Below are 19917 nucleotides of genomic sequence, written 5' to 3' on the forward strand. Positions count from 1 at the left end.
CCCGGCCGCCTCCCCCTAGGACTCTGCCGTGGGGGGAATTCCCACGGACCCGTACAGACCACCTTGAGACACAACCCTGAGAGGGATTGACGCATAGTGCTCGACGTCAACTTCTTCGACGAGCTTCGGATCGGCCTGGCCACCGCTGACGACATCCGCCAGTGGTCGCACGGCGAGGTCAAGAAGCCCGAGACGATCAACTACCGCACGCTCAAGCCCGAGAAGGACGGACTCTTCTGCGAGAAGATCTTCGGTCCGACCCGGGACTGGGAGTGCTACTGCGGTAAGTACAAGCGCGTCCGCTTCAAGGGCATCATCTGTGAGCGCTGTGGCGTCGAAGTCACACGCGCCAAGGTGCGCCGCGAGCGGATGGGCCACATTGAGCTTGCCGCCCCCGTAACCCACATCTGGTACTTCAAGGGCGTTCCCTCACGCCTGGGCTACCTGCTGGACCTCGCGCCGAAGGACCTGGAAAAGGTCATCTACTTCGCCGCGTACATGATCACGTTCGTGGACGAGGAGCGTCGTACCCGCGACCTGCCCTCGTTGGAGGCCCACGTCTCCGTCGAGCGCCAGCAGGTCGAGAACCGTCGCGACGCCGACCTCGAAGCCCGCGCCAAGAAGCTTGAGACCGACCTGGCCGAGCTTGAGGCCGAGGGCGCCAAGGCCGACGTGCGCCGCAAGGTGCGCGAAGGCGCCGAGCGTGAGATGAAGCAGCTCCGCGACCGCGCCCAGCGCGAGATCGACCGCCTCGACGAGGTGTGGAACCGCTTCAAGAACCTCAAGGTCCAGGACCTGGAGGGCGACGAGCTGCTCTACCGCGAGCTGCGCGACCGCTTCGGGACCTACTTCGACGGTTCGATGGGCGCCGCCGCGCTGCAGAAGCGCCTGGAGTCCTTCGACCTCGACGAGGAGGCCGAGCGCCTCCGCGAGATCATCCGCACCGGCAAGGGCCAGAAGAAGACCCGTGCGCTCAAGCGCCTCAAGGTCGTCTCCGCGTTCCTCCAGACCAGCAACAGCCCCAAGGGCATGGTGCTGGACTGCGTCCCGGTCATCCCGCCGGACCTGCGTCCGATGGTGCAGCTGGACGGTGGCCGCTTCGCGACCTCCGACCTGAACGACCTGTACCGCCGGGTGATCAACCGGAACAACCGTCTGAAGCGTCTGCTCGACCTCGGTGCCCCCGAGATCATCGTGAACAACGAGAAGCGGATGCTCCAGGAGGCCGTTGACGCGCTGTTCGACAACGGTCGTCGTGGTCGCCCGGTCACCGGTCCCGGCAACCGCCCGCTGAAGTCCCTGAGCGACATGCTCAAGGGCAAGCAGGGTCGTTTCCGTCAGAACCTGCTCGGCAAGCGAGTCGACTACTCGGCGCGTTCCGTCATCGTCGTCGGCCCGCAGCTGAAGCTGCACCAGTGCGGTCTGCCCAAGGCCATGGCGCTGGAGCTCTTCAAGCCGTTCGTGATGAAGCGCCTGGTGGACCTGAACCACGCGCAGAACATCAAGTCGGCCAAGCGCATGGTCGAGCGCGGTCGCACCGTGGTGTACGACGTCCTCGAAGAGGTCATCGCCGAGCACCCGGTGCTGCTGAACCGTGCGCCCACGCTGCACCGCCTCGGCATCCAGGCATTCGAGCCGCAGCTGGTCGAGGGCAAGGCCATCCAGATCCACCCGCTCGTCTGCACCGCGTTCAACGCGGACTTCGACGGTGACCAGATGGCCGTGCACCTGCCGCTCTCCGCGGAGGCGCAGGCCGAGGCCCGCATCCTGATGCTGTCCTCCAACAACATCCTCAAGCCGGCCGACGGCCGTCCGGTCACCATGCCCACCCAGGACATGGTGCTCGGCCTCTTCTTCCTCACCACGGACGAAGAGGAGCGCGAGGTCAAGGGCGAGGGCCGGTTCTTCGGCTCCACCGCAGAGGCGATCATGGCGTTCGACGCCCGTGAGCTGTCCCTGCAGGCGAAGGTCGACATCCGCTTCCCGGTGGGCACCATCCCGCCGCGCGGCTGGACCCCGCCGGCCCGTGAAGAGGGCGAGCCCGACTGGCAGCAGGGAGACAGCTTCCGGCTGCGGACGACCCTGGGTCGTGCGCTGTTCAACGAGCTGCTGCCCGAGGACTACCCCTTCGTCGACTACTCGGTCGGCAAGAAGCAGCTCTCCGAGATCGTCAACGACCTCGCCGAGCGCTACCCCAAGGTCATCGTGGCGGCGACGCTCGACAACCTGAAGGCAGCCGGCTTCTTCTGGGCGACCCGCTCCGGTGTCACCGTCGCCATCTCCGATGTCGTCGTGCCCGAGGCGAAGAAGGCGATCGTCGCGTCGTACGAGGCTCAGGACGAGAAGGTCCAGAAGCAGTACGAGCGCGGTCTGATCACCAAGGAAGAGCGCACCAACGAGCTCATCAAGATCTGGACCCTGGCGACCAACGAGGTTGCCGAGGCCATGAACGCGAACTTCCCGAAGACCAACCCCATCTTCATGATGGTGAACTCGGGTGCTCGTGGAAACATGATGCAGATGCGTCAGATCGCCGGTATGCGTGGTCTGGTGTCGAACGCCAAGAACGAGACGATTCCCCGTCCCATCAAGGCGTCCTTCCGTGAGGGCCTGTCCGTGCTGGAGTACTTCATCTCCACCCACGGTGCCCGTAAGGGTCTGGCCGACACCGCCCTGCGTACCGCCGACTCGGGTTACCTCACCCGTCGTCTGGTGGACGTCTCGCAGGACGTCATCATCCGCGAGGAGGACTGCGGCACCGACCGCGGCCTCAAGCTGCGGATCGCCACCAAGGACACCGAGGGCCGTCTGCGCAAGACCGACGACGTCGAGACGTCGGTGTACGCGCGGATGCTCGCCGAGGACGTCGTCGTCGACGGCAAGGTCATCGCGCCTGCCAACGTCGACCTCGGTGATGTCCTGATCGACGCCCTCGTCGCCGCTGGCGTCGAGGAGGTCAAGACCCGCTCGGTCCTGACCTGTGAGTCCGCGGTCGGCACATGTGCGTACTGCTACGGCCGTTCGCTCGCCACCGGCAAGCTGGTCGACATCGGTGAGGCGGTCGGCATCATCGCCGCCCAGTCCATCGGTGAGCCCGGTACCCAGCTGACGATGCGTACCTTCCACACCGGTGGTGTGGCCGGTGACGACATCACCCAGGGTCTGCCCCGTGTCGTCGAGCTCTTCGAAGCCCGTACGCCCAAGGGTGTCGCCCCGATCTCGGAGGCGGCCGGCCGCATCCGCATCGAGGAGACCGAGAAGACCAAGAAGATCGTCGTCACCCCGGACGACGGCAGCGACGAGACGGCGTTCCCGATCTCGAAGCGTGCCAAGGTCCTGGTGCGCGAGGGCGACCACGTCGAGGTGGGCCAGGCACTGACCTTCGGTGCCACCAACCCGCACGACGTGCTGCGCATCCTCGGTCAGCGGGCCGTTCAGGTCCACCTGGTCGGCGAAGTGCAGAAGGTCTACAACTCGCAGGGCGTGTCGATCCACGACAAGCACATCGAGATCATCATCCGGCAGATGCTGCGCCGAGTGACGATCATCGAGTCCGGCGACGCCGAGCTGCTGCCCGGCGAGCTGGTCGAGCGTTCGAAGTTCGAGACGGAGAACCGTCGTGTGGTCACCGAGGGCGGTCACCCCGCCTCCGGCCGTCCGCAGCTGATGGGTATCACCAAGGCTTCGCTCGCCACCGAGTCGTGGCTGTCCGCGGCGTCCTTCCAGGAGACGACCAGGGTTCTGACCGACGCGGCGATCAACGCCAAGTCGGACTCCCTGATCGGCCTCAAGGAGAACGTCATCATCGGTAAGCTCATCCCGGCCGGTACGGGCCTCGCCCGTTACCGCAACATCCGGGTGGAGCCCACCGAGGAGGCCAAGGCCGCGATGTACTCGGCCGTCGGCTACGACGACATCGACTACTCGCCGTTCGGCTCCGGCTCCGGCCAGGCCGTTCCGCTGGAGGACTACGACTACGGTCCGTACAACCAGTAAGCGGTAGCGAGAACAGCGAAAGGGCGGTCACCCCGTATCGGGGTGACCGCCCTTTCGGCGTATCGGACGGGGGTCGGGGGAGTCAGCGCCCGGCCAGCTCCCAGACGGCGAGCATCAGTCCGACACTGGCGGTGAGCGCGGCGATACTGGCCAGCGGCCAGCGGGCGCGCTCCAGCGCGTCGATGCGGGACTCCATGTCCGCGAGGTGTTTGTCGGTCTGGTCGCTCCGCTGCACCAGCAGCGCGAGCGAGCCGTCGACCCGGGCGAACCCGGCCTCCAGCGTGCCGTGCAGCCGTTCCAGCTCCACGGCGACGGTGAAGGGGGCGCTCTTCGGCTCAGACTCGGCCATCGGCGGCTCCTGTGGACGGTTCGCTGCGGAGCCAGGACGGCAGCAGCCGCTGTACGGCGTGCAGGGCCATCACCCTGGTCACAGCGGCGGCGACGGCCAGGGCTCCGGCTACCCAGGGCAGGGCGGCCGGCAGCCCTGAGGCGTCCACGATCGCGGGGAGCGCGACGGCGATGCCGATGGCGCTCTGGAGGACGGTGCGCGCCGTGCGCTTGGCGGCTTCGGACACTTCTCCGGTCTCCTCTGGTCGGCGGGGATTGGCGGGTTTCTATGAGTTTCGGTGGGTTTTGGTGGTGGTGCCGGTGGCGTCAGTGGTCCCGGGGGGCTCCCGGGTGTTCCCGGCGCCTTCCGGTGGTCCCTCAGCGCTTCCCGGTGTACGGGACCCTCAGGGCGGTCCAGGAGGCATGGCCCGGCAGCCCGTCCGCGTCGGCGCCCCGGAAGCCCAGCTTCCGCTGCCATTTCGCGTAGGAGCGCCGGTCGGCCTCGCTCCAGCGCGGGCCGGGGCCCGAGGTGTAGGCGGAGCACCCCTCGGCGACCAGCCGCCGCCCCATCGCGGTGATCACGGGGGAGCTGGTCCGGGCGGTGAAGAAGCCCGCCCCGGGGAAGGGCTGGAGACGGGGCTTCCCTGGTTTCCCCGGCTCCGGTGCGCCCGGCTCCGGTGCGCCCGGCTTCGGTACGCCTGGCTCCGGGCTCTCCTGCGCGGGAGGTCTCTCCTGAGTGGGGGGCTTCTCCTGCGCGGGCGGCCCGCCGAGCCGCCCGGCTATCCGCCGGCGCAGCTCCGGCATGGTGAATCCGCGCGGGTCGACCTTCTGGTCGGACCACTCCCGGTGTCCGATGACGCTCCTGGCGCCCCAGCCGTGGGCCCGGCAGAGCGCGGCCGACGCCCGCTCGACGGCGTCGAGCTGGGCGTCGGGCCAGGGGTCGGCGCCGTCGCCCAGGTTGACGCACTCGAAGCCGTAGAAGCGGGCGTTGCCGTCGACGGCTCCCGCGCTGCCCTGGTGTTCCGCCGGGGCGGGCGGCCGGTCGCCGTACTCCTCGGCGATCACCGCCGCGAGGACAGCGGGGTCGCCCCCGCCGGCGTGGTTGGCGCGTCCGGCGCCGACGAGATGGACGGTGCCGTCCTTGGCGATCACCCCGTGGCAGAGCGGCCCGGGCAGCGCGGCGTACCCGTCGTAGCAGAGCCGTACGGAGGAGCCGGTGCCCCGGGTGACGGTGTGGTGGATCATCACCCCGTTCACGGGACCCCAGGCGCCGGCGTGGTTGCGGTGGTGGGTGCGCCAGCCGCCGTGCTCGACGACGGTCACACCCTCGGCCCGGAGCGCGGCGAGCAGCCGGGCGGGGGTGAGGGGGGTGGCCATGGAGGTCGTCCTTCCGTCAGACGGGCGGGGGCGGGGCGGCATGGGGCTCGTTGGGAGGCTGGGCCGAGGGTTCGGAAGGCGGGCCCGGAGGGGGGATGTTCGGTTCGGGGGCCGGCGGGAGCAGCAGCTCGCCGCCGGGGGAGACGATCACATCGTTGGACACGCGGGGGCTCCTTCTCGGGTACGGGAGGTCAGGACTGGCGGCCCTCGGCGTACAGCACGCCCACCGCGCCCCCGCCGGTCCCGGTCACCACCCGGCCCTCGATCTGGAGGTTGCTCCAGGTGTAGGGGGCCTGGCCGTGCGGGGCGGAGACCTCCTGTGCGTGGCTGCCCCCGCTCACCCCAACGCTGTCGCCGATCTCCACGGCCGTGTCGTTCGCGGTGAGGTAGCGGACTCTCGCCTCGACAGTGGTGTTCGCGTCGGCCTGGATCCACACACCGACCGCGATCCTCGGGTGCTGGAGGTACATGCCCCCCTGGAGCACCCGGGTCCAGGTGGTCGAGGTGATCCTGATCGGGGACGGGTAGAGGGGGATGGGGATGTAGGGACGGGCGAGGCCGCCCGACTGGGTGTCGTCGGCGAGGACGATCCTGTTGAAGCGGTCCCGGATGTTCACGGCCTGGGTGGGTTTCCCCGAGACGGTCAGAGCCTCCGAGCCGTCCGTGCGGAGGACGCGTACGCCCTGTTCCCTGGGGTTCTCCCCGGCGGCCCCGATGGCGCCGATGTGCAGCAGGACGCTTTTGTCGGGCTTGGTCACCAGCAGACTGCCGCCGCCGCTGATGGTGACGTCCCCGTTGGTGATCTCGTTGAGCGCGGGGCGGGCGGCGACGGCGGTGGAGAGCCGCTGCACCTTGCGCTGGAGCTCCCGGATCAGATCGATGAGGTCCTCGGGCAGAGCGGTCATCAGCCGGCCTCCAGAAACAGTTCGGCGGTCTCCGGGCGTCCGCGCTGCGGTGGGGCGACCTTGATCCCGATGATCCGGAAGCGGGCGTCGAGCCCGTCCGGGTGCCATTCGTCGGTGATCCGCAGCCGCACGGTGCGGCCCAGGAGCATCGGGGGCACCAGGTCGCGGTCGTCGAGCCGGACGGTCACCTCGGGGATGACCACGGCCCCCCTGGCCTCGGCGAGCTGTGCCGTGGCCAGGGAGTCCAGCGCCTTCACGGAGGTGACGGACGAGTGGTCCGACGAGAGGTCCACGCGCGGGTACCCGTTGTCGATCAGGTCCTGGGCGACGTGCTCCCGGGACAGCGCGGGCCGGCTCTCCTGGCTCTGGTCGCTGTTGGCGGCGGCGCCCCGAGCCCGGGCGGTGCTGCCGCCCCGGGTCGCGTCCCGGGGGAAGGCGTAGCGCAGCACCGCCCCCGGCCGGTCCAGCACGAGATCGGTGGAGCCGTTGCGCACCTTGGGGTGGCCGAGCCGCAGCAGCTTCACCCGGCCGCCGGTGACCGGGTCGCGGTGGACGGAGATGTGGTGCTCGAAGCCGTTCTCCGCCTCGGCGAGCTGCTTGACCGCCTCGTCCAGCGGGGTCTCGTCGCCGTCCCGCCATGTCATGTCGCGCGGCACACCCGACAGTTCGGTGCCGAAGCTGACACCGATGTTCCCGCCCTGGCGGGACTGGATGTGCTGCCAGAGCCTCCGGGCGATCTCCAGCTGGTCCTGCTGGACATAGGTGAGATCGGCCCGGATACGGCGCCGGGCGGCGTAGGAGTCGAAGGTCGCGGCCTGGACGGCGAGCGAGAGCCCGCCCTTCTCGTCGGCGCTGAGGGTGGTGGTCCACACGATGCCGCCCCACCACAGGTCGCCGTCGCGCTCCAGATAGACGGCGGTCCTGCCCTCCTCGATCTGCCGTACCCGGTCGGCGAGTTCGGGGTTGGGCACGGGCAGGGTTCCGGAGAGGGAGCCGGGGCGGCCGATGTAGTCGTCGATCGTCACATCCCGCAGGGGGAGGATGTCGATGGGGCGGTCGGTGCGCAGATCGCAGAAGAGCGCGCGGTAGGGGCCGGTCGCGGTCATGCGGCGAAGGCCGACCAGTAGATCGGCATGTTCGACCACGACCATGTCCCGCTCGGGTTGTAGACGTAGAGCTGGAAGCCGGTGGCCGTGACGCTGTGGGCGCGGCTGCTCCACATCTCGGCCGCCGCGTGCCCCGAATTGATGTTGGTGTAGACCCTCGGAGCGGTGGGGAAGGGAGTGCCGAAGGTGATGGCCATCGTATGCGCGCGGACGCCGGTGAAGTTGAAGTAGGCGGTTCCGCTCTCGCCGTAGTGCGCCTTGTGGGTGCGGACCACCAGGTCACCATTGACCCTCAGGGCGCCGGGTGCGGTGCGGGACAGCTGGACATCGGTGGGCGTCGAGCCTCCCGCACCCCACTGGATGGCGCCGTCCCCCTTGACCAGAAGCCGGGAAGCCGTGTCGCCCACCGCGCTCCGTACCGAGATGGCATCCTCGTTCGCCGACCGGTAGGCGCGCACGATGGCGTTGGTCGCGGCGGCCGTCCCGCCGTCCCGGTAGACGCGGACATCCCCGAGCTGGAGCTGCCCACTGGTGCCGAGCCGCAGGATCGGCTCCCAGACGGTGCCGTTCCACCGCTCCAGTACGCCGTCGTTGTCCCGGTACTGCCCGTTGTGGCTGCCGCTGAAGGCGACACCCGAGCCGGGCGGCACGATGCCGCCGAGCGCGGCGGTGTAGCGGCGCCGGTCCAGGACCCCCGTGACCCAGTCCAGTCCGACGCTCTCCTTCCCCACCACGACGTCATACAGCTTCTGGCTGTTGGGAGGGACAGTGGGGGCCGTGGGGGTGCCGGCCGGGGAGCCCTGGACGACGAGGACCTCGCCGCCGAAGACGGTCACCGTGCTGTCGTGGGACGGGTCGGCGACCCTGACGACCACGGAGTCGATCCTGCTGTAGGTCGCGTGCCCCGCGCCGAAGGTCAGCGACACCGGGGCGTCGATGGTGACGGAGTATCCGCCCTGCGCCGCTCCGTTCGTGCCCTGCACCCACAGCCGGCCCGCCGACAGCGTCGCCTGGAGGGCCGAGCCGGGGACCGGGGCCAGGTCGAGGCCGCCCGGCAGGCAGCCGCCTGTGGTGGCGAGGGCGCCCGCCGGTGCCATGGCGGTGGAGGCGGCCAGCCGGTGGTCCTCGGGGGTCATTCCGCTGGTGAGTCGTCCTACACGTACGGTCATGGTCTTCTTCTCCTCAGAGCTGTCAGAGGTGGGCCGCGCGCCAGGTGAGCTGGGCGGATGTGGTGGGGTCGCCGTCCAGGGCGCGGAAGTCGAGCCGGTTCTCACCGGGCGGGAGGACGAAGGACTGCTCCGGGCTGCTGACGGCCGTGGCCGTGTGGAGCCGGGAGGCGCGCGGCCCGATCAGCACCGTGCCCTCGCGCGTGTCGACGGTCAGCCGTTCACCGGGGCCGAGGACGATGTCGTACTCCAGGGAGCGCCCGGTGGTGTGGTTGAGCAGATGGGGCCGCCGCACCGGGCCGGTGAACTCGACGACCGGGCAGGTCTCGGTCGTCCCGCTGTTGACGGCGGAGCCCGAGCCGCCGGAGCCGGGGGTTCCGTAGTCCACCGGGTAGGTGAACGGATAGGTCGTGCCGTTGCCCCGGCGGGGGAGCCCCAGCGAGACCGTCCGGGCCTCGGGCTCGTAGCGGCGCGGGTCGGTCGCGGTCCACTGGACGGAGACCCTGGTGGCACCGCCGGTCGCGAAACGCCGGTCGGTGGGGACGGTGCGCTGGGTGACCCGGGCGCGGACGGCGGTGGTGCGGCCGTGCAGCCGTACGGCCAGCCACTGTTCAGCGTCGGCGGAGCCGGTGCCGAAGGCGCGGATGAAGGTGTCGAGCAAGTCCGCCGGGGCGCCGGGCGCGGCGCCGGCGCCGGCCTCCGGAAGCAGCCAGATTCCGGCGGAGACGGACCGGGGCCTGGCCCAGCGGGCGCCGGGCCAGGCGCCGTGGGCGGTGGGCCGGTCGGCGTCGGAACTGTCGAGGGAGGGGAGGTCGGCCCAGCCGGTGAGGCCGTCCCGGTCGATCTGGAAGGGGGTGCCGGGGCCGAGCAGCAGTCCGGCCCACTGGATCTGGCCGTCGAGGCCGATCAGTGAGCCGGGTGGTGAGGTGGTGTCGGTCATGGGGTCGCCTTTCTCGGGCGGGGGCGGTACGAGCCGTGGGGCGCGGGCTCACGGCGCGGCGCGTGTACGGGGCGCGGGGCACGAGCGGGCACACGGAGCACGCGGCACGCGGCACGCGGAGCACACGGCACACGGAGCGCGGGCTCAGGCGGCGCGGGCGAGGAAGAGAAGATCCTCGGCGACCGCGTACGCGCTGCTTCCGGCCGGCTCCCGGAAGGTTTCGAGCCGCACCCGGCGCGGCTCCGGCACCCTGCTGCCGCGCTCGGCGGCGCGCAGTGCGTCGACGGCGCCCAGCGGGGTGACAGAGCCGGGCCGTGAGCCGCTGGGCGGCATCACCACACCGCCCTCGGCGAGCATCGGGATCTTGTCGAAGTGGATGCCGAACTTCTTGCCGAGGATGTTGAAGCTGAGGCTGTTGAGCCCGTCGATGACCCAGTTGGCGAAGGAGACCAGCCCCTCGATCGGGCCCTTGAGCACCGAGACGATGGCCTGGAGTCCGGTCGTGACGAACTGGCCGATGCCGCCGAGGGTGTCGGTGGTGGCCTTCTTCACCCGAGTGAAGGCGGACGGGATGTCCTTGGTGATCCAGTCGACCACCGGCCTGACCGCGCCCTTCAGCCCGTCCCAGGCGCGCCGCATGATCCCGCTCACCGCGTCGGTCGCCTTCCGGACACCGTCGCGGACGGCGGGGAATGCCTTGCCGATGTTCCGGCCGATGCCGCTCACATCGCCGGTCAGAACGCTGCGGACGACGCCGAACGCCGTGGCGACGAGAGTCCCGTAGATCCTGACCACCGGGAGGAGGTGGGAGGCGATCTGCTTGACGATCCTCAGTGCGTGGTCGAAGACCTGCTTGATGATCCGCTGCCCGGTCTCGGAGTTGACGGCCAACTCGATGAGATAGGCGGTGATCGGCACCAGCAGCCCGACGACAAAGCCGATCGGGTTGGCCCGCATGGTGACGTTGATGCTGGTGACGGCGACGGCCCCGACCATCAGGCCGCCGCCGAGCACGGTCATCAGCGGGCCTGTGGTGACGCCCGCCGCGCCGAGCAGTTCGGTGATGGAGACGAGACCGCCCAGCCCGCCGGCCAGCGCCGCCGCCGCGCCGCTGGACGACCTGGCCGAGCGCTCCTGGGTACGGAGCCCGGGCGCGGCCCTGGTGGCGCTGGTGCCGACGGCACCGACCGGGCGTACGGAGGCGGTGGCCCCGGCCCGCAGCCCGCTGACCGCGCCCCGGGCGGAGTCGCCCGCGCTCTTGATCCGCTCCACGCTCCCGGAGGCCGTACGGATGCCGTTCACCGCCGACCGGGCGCCCTGGGTCGCCTGTTTCACCTGGTCGCGGAGCTGGTTCAGCGGCCGGACCATCCCGGCGAGCAGATCCCGCACCGGGTCGACTGGGCGCAGGGCGAGGGCGCTCATCCGCGAGCCTTCGCGAGGAACATCAGGGCCTTCGCCGTGTCCTTCACATCGGTGGAGGGGGCGGCGTAGTAGTGCTCGATATGGAATCCGGCGGTACCGGTGGCGACGGTCCGAGCCCGGGTTCGGGCGGCGGTGTGCCGCAGCAGCCGGTCCAGCTTGGAGAGCGGGAGCACGGCCTCGGCCTCGCCGGCCTCCGCGATGATCGCCGGGACACCGCCGGTACGGGGGGTGACGACGCCGCCCTCGGCGAGCCGGGGAATCCGGGGGAGGCTGACCCCGAAGGTCTTCCCGCCGACGCCCGGGACCCAGCCGGGGATCTTCACCTTGATGCCGTTGAGTTTGCCGATCGCGGAGTTGATCAGGTCGATGACGCCGTTGATCGGGGTCCTGACCGCGCCCTTGACGGCGTCGAACGCCTTGGATGCGATGGTCTTGAGGCCGCTCCAGATGGAGGAGAGCTTCTCCTTGACGTGGGTGAACGCCTTGGGGATGTCCTTGCGGACCCAGTCGATGACCGGGTTGATGATCTTCTTGATCCCGCCCCACACCTTGGAGATCACGGACTTGACGGTGTCCATGACGCCGGAGATGACCTTCTTGATGCCGTTGAAGGTCTTCGAGACGACCTTGGAGACGGCGTCGACGACGGTGGAGACCGCCTTCTTGATGCCGTTCCAGACGTTCTTGAAGAGCGTGCCGATGCCCTTCATGATCGGGCCGATGGCCTTGATGACGGTCTCGATGACCTTCTTGACAGCGTCGAAGGCGGTTTTAAGCACCTTCTGCATGGTTTTCGACTGGGTCGCCATGCTGACGACCTTTTCGATGAGCGGGGCGAACAGCTCCAGGAGCCGGGCGATGATATTGCCCTTCATGGAGGTGTTGAGGCCGTTCATCCCCTTGGCGGCGTTGTCGGCGCCGCCCTTGAACTTCCCGATCTGGGTGCCACCGGTCTGCCCGGCCCGGCCGGCCCTGGCGACGGACTTCTCGGCACGGTCGGCGTTCTGCTGAAGCGTTTTGAGTTCCCGGGCGGAGGACTGCGCGGAGGAGCGGAGCTTGTCGAGCCCGGTCTTTCCGGTGGTGGCGGCGCGGCCGACGCTCTGGGTGGAGGTGGCGGCTGTGTCGGCCTGGGTTTTGAGATTGCGCAGGGAGCCGGAGGCACGCCCTGCGGCTGAGGCGAGGGTCATGGGGCTCCTTAGGCAAGGATGGTGATGAGCTGGTTCAGGGTGTCGCGCAGGACTCTGACATCGGCGGCGACGCCTCGGGCCTGAGGCTGCGAATGGTCGATTCCCTGAATGACTCGGGTGGTTCCCGTTCTTCTATTGACGGGTGCATTGGCCACCTGCTGTTGTTGCGATCTCCCCTGTTCGTTTCTGAGGGCCTCCGAGGCTCCCCGGATCTTATTGATCTGACTTGCCCAATTGCGGTCGGTGAGAAGTCCGAGTTGCAGATTGTAGTGTAGGACTGCTCTGTCGATTTGATCGGCGACCCAGGCGTCGCGTCGGCGTTGTCTTTTCTGGGCTTTTGAGGCCCACTTCTCCTCGACCTTTTCCAGGAATTTCTTCCACAGTCTTCCGAGCGGACCGCCCCACTCCCGAGTGGCACCCAGAATGGTGATGCCTTTTTCGTCCACCTTGAAGAGGGCGATTGTTGCGGTCAGGACGGCGAGAGTGCCACCCAGTCCCACTAGGGCGGTGTTGTACTGAGTCTTGCTGTGGCTCCATTCCGCGTAGGTCTGGGTGATTCTGGCGTCGGTCCTTGATATGTCAACCTCGGTGAGGGCGATATCCGCTTTGGTCTTGGATATGTCAACCTCGGTGAGGGCGATGTCTGCTTTGGTTTGGGTGATGTCCGCATCGGTGAGGGCAATGTCGACCCTGGTGTCGGTGATGATTGCTTCGGTCCGGGCTATGGAGACCTTGGTGTCAGTCATGTACGCCTTGGTCTTGGCGATCTCTTCGATGACTGTTTCGGATCTCCTCGCAAAAGACTTGGAGATCTCCGCCACATGGGTCTCGGAATTTTTCAGCCTGGTTACCGTCGAGCGGGTTTCATCCTTTCCCTCCTTCAGCTCCTTCTCGACTTTGACCAGGGCTTCGTCGATTGCCTTGATGTCTCGTGCCATGGGTGCACCTCACTGGGGCTCTGTGGCCGAGCCTCTCCGGTGCGGCGGGCCTGCCTGCGAGCCCCACCGGACCGGCGGTCAGCCCATACCGAAGAAACGGGCCAGGTCCGCGCTCGCGGGCGGGGAGTCCGGTTCGGCCTCGGGCTCTTCGGAGGGGGCGGAGCCCGGCCTCGGGACCGGGTCCGGGGGGTCGGGCGGGTCGTCGGAGTGGACGCTGGTGAAGAGCCAGTTCGCGGCGGCCAGATGATCCACCACCGCCGCCAGCAAGTGATCGGTCACCGACCACTCCGCCGCCTCCCCGTGCAGCGCACGGTTCACCGCGCTGTCCCGCGGCAGGTGCTCGATCAGCACCGACAGCCGGCGGGAGGACAGCCGTCCGCGGTGCCAGTCGAGGAGGTCCACGCCGTAGTGGCGCAGCAGATCGGCTTCGAGGGCCTCGGCGTGTTCATCGGTGAACTCGACGAGGCTCAGTCTTCCCCCAGGCCGAGCCCGGTCTCCTTGCCGTAGGCGTCCAGGATCGCCGCGATGTCCTGCATGGTGATGTCGTGCTTCTCGAAGCGCGCGAACTGCTTCTCGCCCATGAGCAGCGACAGCAGCCCGTCCACATCGTTGTCGTCCAGCTCGCGCAGCGCCCTCGCGGTCGCGCGGCTCAGCTCGGTGGGCAGTTCGAAGGTGTCCTTGTCCAGGTCGAACGACCAGGTCGTGCCGACGGACTCCAGGCGCTGGGCGCGGGCTGCGTTGACGTCGAAGCGGGCCATGGGTGTGCCTCCAGGTGGTGGTAGCGGGGGAGCGGGCGGGGGCGGGGCCGGCCCGTGGAGAGGGCCGGCCCCGGTCCGGCGGGTGTTACGGGGTGACGGAGTACGCCGGGTCCTTCATCAGGAAGGTCGCCAGCGGCGCCGTCGCGCCCTGGGACAGCGCGGTGAAGGTGACACCGAGCGAGGCCGCCGACTTGCGGGCCAGCTTCACGTCGTCGGCGGAGGTCACCTGGCCGCGCGGGATCACGAAGCGGTAGGTGATGTCCTTGCCGTCGGTGAACTCCAGGCCGAGCGCACGCTCGTCGAAGGTCGGGCCGTCCGGGATGTCCAGGCTGTAGACGCCGGAGGTGCCGGCGCCCACGGGCTTCACATCCGACTTGGACCCGCCGATGAAGAAGGGCAGCGTGTCCTCGTTGAACTGGAGCATCGCGAACTTCAGCGTCAGATCGCGGTCCGAGTAGACGAACCGCGCCGGGCTGATGGCCTGCCAGGTCTCCACCGGGTCGAGCTTGTCCTTCTTGGCGAAGGTCACGCCGTCGGTGGTGGTGTAGCCGAGGTCCGTCCAGGCGGCGCCCCAGTCGGCCGCCGGGTTGGCGGAGAAGGCGCTGGGCGCGGCGGCGCCGACCGCCGCGACCAGGACACGGCCGGTGCCGGCGACGCGGATCTCGGAAGAGTTGTTGCCTGCCATGGGAACTCCTTGGGTGTTGGGTTGGCTGCCGCGGGTACGGCAAAGGCCCCGCCGGATTGGCGAGGCCTGGTCTGTGGGTGGCGAGTGCGCGGCCGGTCAGTCGGTGCGCAGGAACAGGCGCAGGATGCAGAGGTAGCGGTTGGCCGCCGTGTAGACGTAGTCCGGCAGCCAGCGCGGGCCGTCCGCCTCGCTGACATCGGTGATCGTCGTCTTCGGCACGGAGGTGTCGATGACCCTGCCGGCCATGCCGAGGAGCGCGGCTCGCGCGTCGTTGGCCAGGACGTGGGCGTCGGACTTGGTGGGCCCGTACACCTCCAGCTCGATCAGCGGCTGGTCGAGGTGGAGGTCGTCGATCCAGGCCCCGCCCCGGCGGGAGACGACGACCGTCTTCGTGGTGCCGTTGAAGCCGACCGGCGGGGACTCCACCACCGTCACGCCCGCCGTCGCCGACAGGCTCTGGGTGAGGAGATCCACGACGATCTTCTGCACATCGGGAAACTTGTTCGGGACTTGGTTCATGACGAGGCGTCACTCCTGTTCCTCGGGACATTCGTCCTGGACATGCGGGCGGCGGAGCCGGGCCCTGGAGGGAAGGGGCACAGCTCCGCCGCTGCACCAACTGTGACGCAGATCGTGCGAACGCGCAACCAGTTCGTGCGCGCGCGCAGCAAATGCGCGGAGAGGCGGCCACCCGGGGAGGGGTGACCGCCTCTTCTCTGCTCTGTGTCCTGCCGGCCTGCCGTCCGGCCGTCCGGCCGTCGGCCTAGGCTCTGCGACGGGTCGCGCGCTCCGCGGCAAAGACCTCATCCAGCCGGAAGAGCTGCGCCCGGCCGCGCCGCCCGGCGGGTGTCAGATGGCCTAGCTGGACCCACTTGCGGATGGTGGCGGGCACCACGCCGGCCTCGGTGGCAGCGAGGGCGCCGGTGATCAGAGGGGTGGACGGGTTCATCGGCGTACTCCTTCACCGGTGGTGTCCAGGGCGGCGGCGATCTCGGACGGGTCGGTGCCGGTCAGGGCGTCCCAGCCGCCCTCCTTCCAGCTGTGGCGGTACGCGGGGTCCGCGCCGCAGCCGCAGACGGCGGAGCCGCACCGGCAGCCGGGGTTGACGCAGAGGACCGCGAGCCGGTCGGGGAAGGCGCGCAGGGAGACGGAGTCGCACCAGGGGCAGCGTCCGCCGAGGCGGGTCATCGGTTCGCCGTCGCCGACCGCGCGGGCGCAGCGCCCCGCCATCCGGCGGGCCTCGTCGGCGATGTGTGCGACGAGGTCGGGGTGGTCGGCCATCCGGCCGACGAGCGAGGCGACCCGGGCCAGGCGCTCGGGGACCCGCGCCTTGCGGGGGCGGCCGAGGCCGAGGCGTTCGTGGACGGCCTCGTCGAGTTCGACGACTCCGTCGGTGATGTCCCGAATGGCGTCGGACACATGGAGACGCAGGGGCGCGGGCGCGTGGGTGCGGGTGGTTCGTCCGGCTCCGCCGATGGGGCCGGAGGAGCCGGGGGAGAGTTCGGTGAGGAGGTGGGGGAAGCGGTGGGTGAGGGTGGTGAGCCAGTGGGTGGCGTCGGTGGGGGTGGTCATGGGGCCTCCGGGGTCGGGTTGGTGGTACGTCGGCCGGGCGCCGAGCCGCCGCGCCGCAATCGCCGTCGGGGCTGGGTTTGCTCGGGTTTCCCGGCGGGGCCGGCGGGGCTGGGTTTGCTCGGGTTCCCCGCGGGGCCGGCGGGTGCGCCTCCCTCGGTGGCGAGGTCGAAGGCGGTCGGGTTCGTCGGCGGGGCCGGGCAAATCCAGCCCTGTCCGGGGGCACCTCCCAGAGGCAGCTCTGGGGGAGTGTGAGGACGGACCCTCTGCCACAGGGCCGCGCGCCCTGCGGGACCCGGGACCCGGGTCCCGCAGGGCGCGCGAGCGGCGACCGGAGGAGCCCTACGCGCCCCGCAGGGGTCCCGCACCCGCCCCCGGCGTAGGGCGAATACTCGCCGCACCGGGGTTTACATCCCGCCGTCCCCGTACGCCCCCACCCCACTAGCGCGCGAGCCCGCAACACCCCCACCCCGCAACCTCACCACCCGCCCATTGCGCCAGAGCCGCCCCGCGCTCACCCCGTCGAAGAAGCTCGCGGCCGGTGCCACGCTCTCCTCGCAGCGGCGGGTCACCGGACACCGCTCGCAGGCTCTCAGTGCAGGTCGGGCCTCCGACTCTCGTCGGGCGAAGACAATGTGCGGGGGCAGTCCCGCACACGCGGCGGCGGCGCGCCAGCCGGCGGACTCCAGGGAATCGGGGAGGGGCATAACGGCAACTCCTGACTCTGCGGGGGTCGTTGCGGTTCCGCACACTGGCACGTTGCGCGCGCACGCGCAATCAAAACAGGGGGTATCTCCGCAGAATCCCCACTGTGCGCGCGCGGAATCACGTAATTCCGTGCGCGCAAGCGCGATAGTCTGAGGTCCGCTTCGGAGGGAGGCGACCACCCGTGACCGCCAATGATCTGGATCAGTTCGCCGCCTGGGTCGAGGAGCTCATCCGTGCCCGCGGCTTCGACATCGACAGCCCGCGGGGTGGCGGCAAGTCGCGGCTCGCCGACGAGGCCGGGGTCCACCGCGCCGCCATCACCCGGCTGCTCCAGCGGCAGAGCATGCCCGACCTGGAGACGACCCGGCGGCTGGCCCATGTGCTCGACGTGCCGGTGCGCGACATGCTCATCCGTTCCGGCCGGCTCACCGAGGACGATCTACCCCTGCCCCTGGAGGCCGACTCGGCCGCCGGGGCGGCGCCGGCCGCCCCGGGGGGCCGCAGGCTCACCCTGGAGGAGGCCGCCGCCGGGCTCGGCATCCCCGATGACCAGCGGGAGATGTTCATCCGGGTCGCCGGCCAGTTCCTGCCGCCGGCCCCGGCCCGCCGCGCCCCTCTCGCCAAGGACTGACCGGGCGGCGGCCCCCGCACTCGTTTTCGGCCCCCAGTAAGCTGTCACAGCCTGTACTTCAGCTTCACACAGGCCGTACGTACGCCCCCAAGGATCAGAGGTGTTGCCGAGGCCTGCTCTCCGATCGCGTGGGCGGGATGGGCAGCGATGGGACGCGAGCGAGAGATGCGGCGAGAGATACGGATGGCCGAGGGCGACGAGGCACGGCACGGCGCGTCACAGGTCCCTGCCCGTCCCGCCGCGTCCCCGGAGGACCTTCCGGGGCTGCTCGCCCTGCTCGGCCGACTGTTGGAGGACCGTGCCCCCGCCGAGGTCGCTGTGCTGCTGCGGGAGGAGCTGGACCGGCGCGAGATAGCAGCGTACGCCAGCGGGTGGCGGGATGCGGTGGCCGAGTACGGCCCCGCGCTGGAGGAGGCCCGTGCCGCCGCCGCTGCCGCCAGGCCCCTCCGGCTGGTGGGCCGGACCCCCGGTCAGGCGGCGGTCATCCCCTTCCCGCAGGACGAGCGCGGGCGGTACCCGGCGGACGGCGGCGCCGGGGACGACCCGGCCGGCCGTCACCCTCCGGACCCCCGCACGGCCGCCGGCGGCCCGGACCGTGACCACCCCGCCCGCGACAGCCCCCGGCACCCGCGCCCCCGGTCCGACATCAAGGGCATCAAGGACATGAAGGACGGCGAGGACGCGACACCCGAGGCCCGGCACGACCAGCACGACCAGCACGACCAGCAGGCCCGGCGGAACCGTGAGGGCCGCCAGCACCGCCAGCACCGCCAGGACGACGACACCGGAACCCCCACCACCCGGCCCCCCTCCCTCGCCCCCAAGAGCCGCAAGTCCAAGGTCCCCACCATCCCCCGGCTCGACTTCCCCTCCACCCCCACCGCGCGGTCCCGCCGCCCCCGCCGCGAACCCCCCGACGCGCCCGACACACCGGACGTACCCGACGCACCGGAGGCCCCGCCCGCCCCGCCCGACGGTGACCCGGCGTAACGGTGTACCCTTCGCCCTCTCCGACCCGTGCGGCCCCCGGTTCCGCATCCCCCGGGGCTCCCCTCCCAGGTCCCCCGGCGCCCCGCCCCCGAACGGCCTCTTCCCCGGGGAACGGCCCGCTCTCCCGTGCGTGTGCATTTGTTTTGACCGCAGCCCATGCGGTAGGTACGCTCTCACCTTGTGCCTGGGGTGTGCCTGGGCTCGTGTGCGTGTCCTCAACCGCATGGCGAGTCTTCTAACGGCCACCGCAATCTGCGCCTCTCTGCCTACGTCGGCGGAAGCCTCGCAGCTTCGACACACCCGACCGCGTGGGTCGGAGATGTTCCAGGTTAGTTTCACTGAACGGCACACAGAAACCGGAGAAGTAGTGCCTACGATCCAGCAGCTGGTCCGGAAGGGCCGGCAGGACAAGGTCGAGAAGAACAAGACGCCCGCACTTGAGGGTTCTCCTCAGCGCCGTGGCGTCTGCACGCGTGTGTTCACGACCACCCCGAAGAAGCCGAACTCGGCCCTGCGTAAGGTCGCGCGTGTGCGTCTGACCTCCGGCATCGAGGTCACGGCCTACATCCCGGGTGAGGGACACAACCTGCAGGAGCACTCCATCGTGCTCGTGCGTGGTGGCCGTGTGAAGGACCTGCCGGGTGTTCGTTACAAGATCATCCGCGGTTCCCTCGACACCCAGGGTGTCAAGAACCGCAAGCAGGCCCGCAGCCGCTACGGCGCCAAGAAGGAGAAGTAAGAATGCCTCGTAAGGGCCCCGCCCCGAAGCGCCCGGTCATCATCGACCCGGTCTACGGCTCTCCTCTGGTGACGTCGCTCATCAACAAGATCCTGCTGAACGGCAAGCGTTCCACCGCCGAGCGGATCGTCTACGGCGCCATGGAAGGTCTTCGTGAGAAGACCGGCGCCGACCCGGTCATCACCCTGAAGCGCGCGCTGGAGAACGTCAAGCCTTCGCTTGAGGTCAAGTCCCGCCGTGTCGGTGGCGCCACCTACCAGGTGCCGATCGAGGTCAAGCCCGGTCGTGCCTCCACCCTGGCGCTGCGCTGGGTCGTCGGTTACTCCCGCGCACGCCGCGAGAAGACCATGACCGAGCGCCTCATGAACGAGCTGCTGGACGCCTCCAACGGCCTCGGCGCTTCGGTCAAGAAGCGTGAGGACACGCACAAGATGGCCGAGTCCAACAAGGCCTTCGCGCACTACCGCTGGTAG

23 protein-coding genes are annotated in these 19917 nt (G+C 69.7%); 5 read left to right on the plus strand and 18 right to left on the minus strand.

Annotation, left to right across the window (positions count from 1 at the left end; all coding sequences use genetic code 11):
• Positions 1–96: 96 nt before the first annotated feature.
• On the plus strand, positions 97–3996 hold the full coding sequence (locus ACFXJL_RS27900; protein ID WP_358880945.1) for a DNA-directed RNA polymerase subunit beta': 3900 nt from the start codon (positions 97–99) through the stop codon (positions 3994–3996).
• Between the two features lie 82 nt (positions 3997–4078).
• On the opposite strand, the gene ACFXJL_RS27905 is transcribed toward ACFXJL_RS27900, so the two are convergent.
• The 18 genes from ACFXJL_RS27905 to ACFXJL_RS27990 form a co-directional block, all read right to left on the minus strand.
• Positions 4079–4345 (minus strand): hypothetical protein, encoded by a 267-nt coding sequence (locus ACFXJL_RS27905; protein ID WP_358880946.1) that lies wholly within the window; start codon positions 4343–4345, stop codon positions 4079–4081.
• Positions 4332–4571, minus strand: a complete 240-nt coding sequence (locus ACFXJL_RS27910; protein WP_358880947.1) for a hypothetical protein — start codon at positions 4569–4571, stop codon at positions 4332–4334. Before ACFXJL_RS27910 ends, ACFXJL_RS27905 begins: the two co-directional genes overlap by 14 nt.
• Before the next feature lie 130 nt (positions 4572–4701).
• Positions 4702–5700 carry a peptidoglycan-binding protein gene (locus ACFXJL_RS27915; RefSeq protein ID WP_384696895.1) on the minus strand — a complete coding sequence of 333 codons (999 nt, stop codon included), beginning with the start codon at positions 5698–5700 and terminating at the stop codon, positions 4702–4704.
• Positions 5701–5716: 16 nt separating this feature from the next.
• On the minus strand, positions 5717–5863 hold the full coding sequence (locus ACFXJL_RS27920) for a hypothetical protein (protein ID WP_358880949.1): 147 nt from the start codon (positions 5861–5863) through the stop codon (positions 5717–5719).
• A 28-nt stretch (positions 5864–5891) separates the two neighbouring features.
• Positions 5892–6605 (minus strand): hypothetical protein, encoded by a 714-nt coding sequence (locus ACFXJL_RS27925; RefSeq protein WP_384696898.1) that lies wholly within the window; start codon positions 6603–6605, stop codon positions 5892–5894.
• Positions 6605–7711, minus strand: a complete 1107-nt coding sequence (locus ACFXJL_RS27930; protein ID WP_384696901.1) for a hypothetical protein — start codon at positions 7709–7711, stop codon at positions 6605–6607. The genes ACFXJL_RS27925 and ACFXJL_RS27930 overlap by 1 nt, the downstream gene beginning before the upstream one ends.
• Positions 7708–8880, minus strand: coding sequence for an H-type lectin domain-containing protein (locus tag ACFXJL_RS27935; RefSeq protein WP_358880952.1), 1173 nt, complete (start codon positions 8878–8880; stop codon positions 7708–7710). Before ACFXJL_RS27935 ends, ACFXJL_RS27930 begins: the two co-directional genes overlap by 4 nt.
• 22 nt (positions 8881–8902) lie before the next feature.
• Positions 8903–9817 carry a phage distal tail protein gene (locus tag ACFXJL_RS27940; RefSeq protein ID WP_384696903.1) on the minus strand — a complete coding sequence of 305 codons (915 nt, stop codon included), beginning with the start codon at positions 9815–9817 and terminating at the stop codon, positions 8903–8905.
• A gap of 144 nt (positions 9818–9961) precedes the next feature.
• On the minus strand, positions 9962–11239 hold the full coding sequence (locus ACFXJL_RS27945) for a tape-measure protein (RefSeq protein ID WP_384696906.1): 1278 nt from the start codon (positions 11237–11239) through the stop codon (positions 9962–9964).
• Positions 11236–12426, minus strand: coding sequence for a phage tail protein (locus ACFXJL_RS27950; RefSeq protein ID WP_358880955.1), 1191 nt, complete (start codon positions 12424–12426; stop codon positions 11236–11238). The genes ACFXJL_RS27945 and ACFXJL_RS27950 overlap by 4 nt, the downstream gene beginning before the upstream one ends.
• An 8-nt stretch (positions 12427–12434) precedes the next feature.
• Positions 12435–13364: a hypothetical protein gene (locus ACFXJL_RS27955; protein ID WP_384696909.1), complete on the minus strand. Its 930-nt coding sequence runs from the start codon at positions 13362–13364 to the stop codon at positions 12435–12437.
• 78 nt (positions 13365–13442) lie between these two features.
• A complete protein-coding gene (locus ACFXJL_RS27960; RefSeq protein ID WP_358880957.1) occupies positions 13443–13766 on the minus strand; it encodes a hypothetical protein in 324 nt (107 codons plus the stop codon).
• Between the two features lie 65 nt (positions 13767–13831).
• Entirely contained in the window at positions 13832–14122 is a 291-nt protein-coding gene (locus ACFXJL_RS27965; RefSeq protein WP_358880958.1) for a hypothetical protein, read from the minus strand.
• Between the two features lie 85 nt (positions 14123–14207).
• Positions 14208–14807, minus strand: coding sequence for a phage tail protein (locus tag ACFXJL_RS27970; protein WP_351559964.1), 600 nt, complete (start codon positions 14805–14807; stop codon positions 14208–14210).
• A gap of 96 nt (positions 14808–14903) precedes the next feature.
• On the minus strand, positions 14904–15326 hold the full coding sequence (locus tag ACFXJL_RS27975) for a hypothetical protein (RefSeq protein WP_351559966.1): 423 nt from the start codon (positions 15324–15326) through the stop codon (positions 14904–14906).
• Positions 15327–15570: 244 nt separating this feature from the next.
• Positions 15571–15756, minus strand: coding sequence for a hypothetical protein (locus ACFXJL_RS27980; protein ID WP_384696914.1), 186 nt, complete (start codon positions 15754–15756; stop codon positions 15571–15573).
• Positions 15753–16379 (minus strand): hypothetical protein, encoded by a 627-nt coding sequence (locus ACFXJL_RS27985; RefSeq protein ID WP_384696917.1) that lies wholly within the window; start codon positions 16377–16379, stop codon positions 15753–15755. Before ACFXJL_RS27985 ends, ACFXJL_RS27980 begins: the two co-directional genes overlap by 4 nt.
• Before the next feature lie 404 nt (positions 16380–16783).
• Entirely contained in the window at positions 16784–17083 is a 300-nt protein-coding gene (locus tag ACFXJL_RS27990; protein ID WP_358880961.1) for a WhiB family transcriptional regulator, read from the minus strand.
• Between the two features lie 182 nt (positions 17084–17265).
• On the opposite strand from ACFXJL_RS27990, the gene ACFXJL_RS27995 reads away from it, so the two are divergent.
• From ACFXJL_RS27995 to rpsG, 4 genes are all read left to right on the plus strand, one after another.
• Positions 17266–17715: a helix-turn-helix transcriptional regulator gene (locus tag ACFXJL_RS27995; protein ID WP_351547891.1), complete on the plus strand. Its 450-nt coding sequence runs from the start codon at positions 17266–17268 to the stop codon at positions 17713–17715.
• Positions 17716–17862: 147 nt separating this feature from the next.
• A complete protein-coding gene (locus tag ACFXJL_RS28000) occupies positions 17863–18705 on the plus strand; it encodes a hypothetical protein (protein ID WP_384696921.1) in 843 nt (280 codons plus the stop codon).
• Between the two features lie 367 nt (positions 18706–19072).
• Positions 19073–19444, plus strand: a complete 372-nt coding sequence (gene rpsL, locus ACFXJL_RS28005) for a 30S ribosomal protein S12 (protein ID WP_003948652.1) — start codon at positions 19073–19075, stop codon at positions 19442–19444.
• 2 nt (positions 19445–19446) lie between these two features.
• Positions 19447–19917: a 30S ribosomal protein S7 gene (gene rpsG, locus ACFXJL_RS28010; RefSeq protein WP_006347241.1), complete on the plus strand. Its 471-nt coding sequence runs from the start codon at positions 19447–19449 to the stop codon at positions 19915–19917.

This window comes from Streptomyces sp. NPDC059256 (genome assembly GCF_042753785.1).
Taxonomy (GTDB): domain Bacteria; phylum Actinomycetota; class Actinomycetes; order Streptomycetales; family Streptomycetaceae; genus Streptomyces.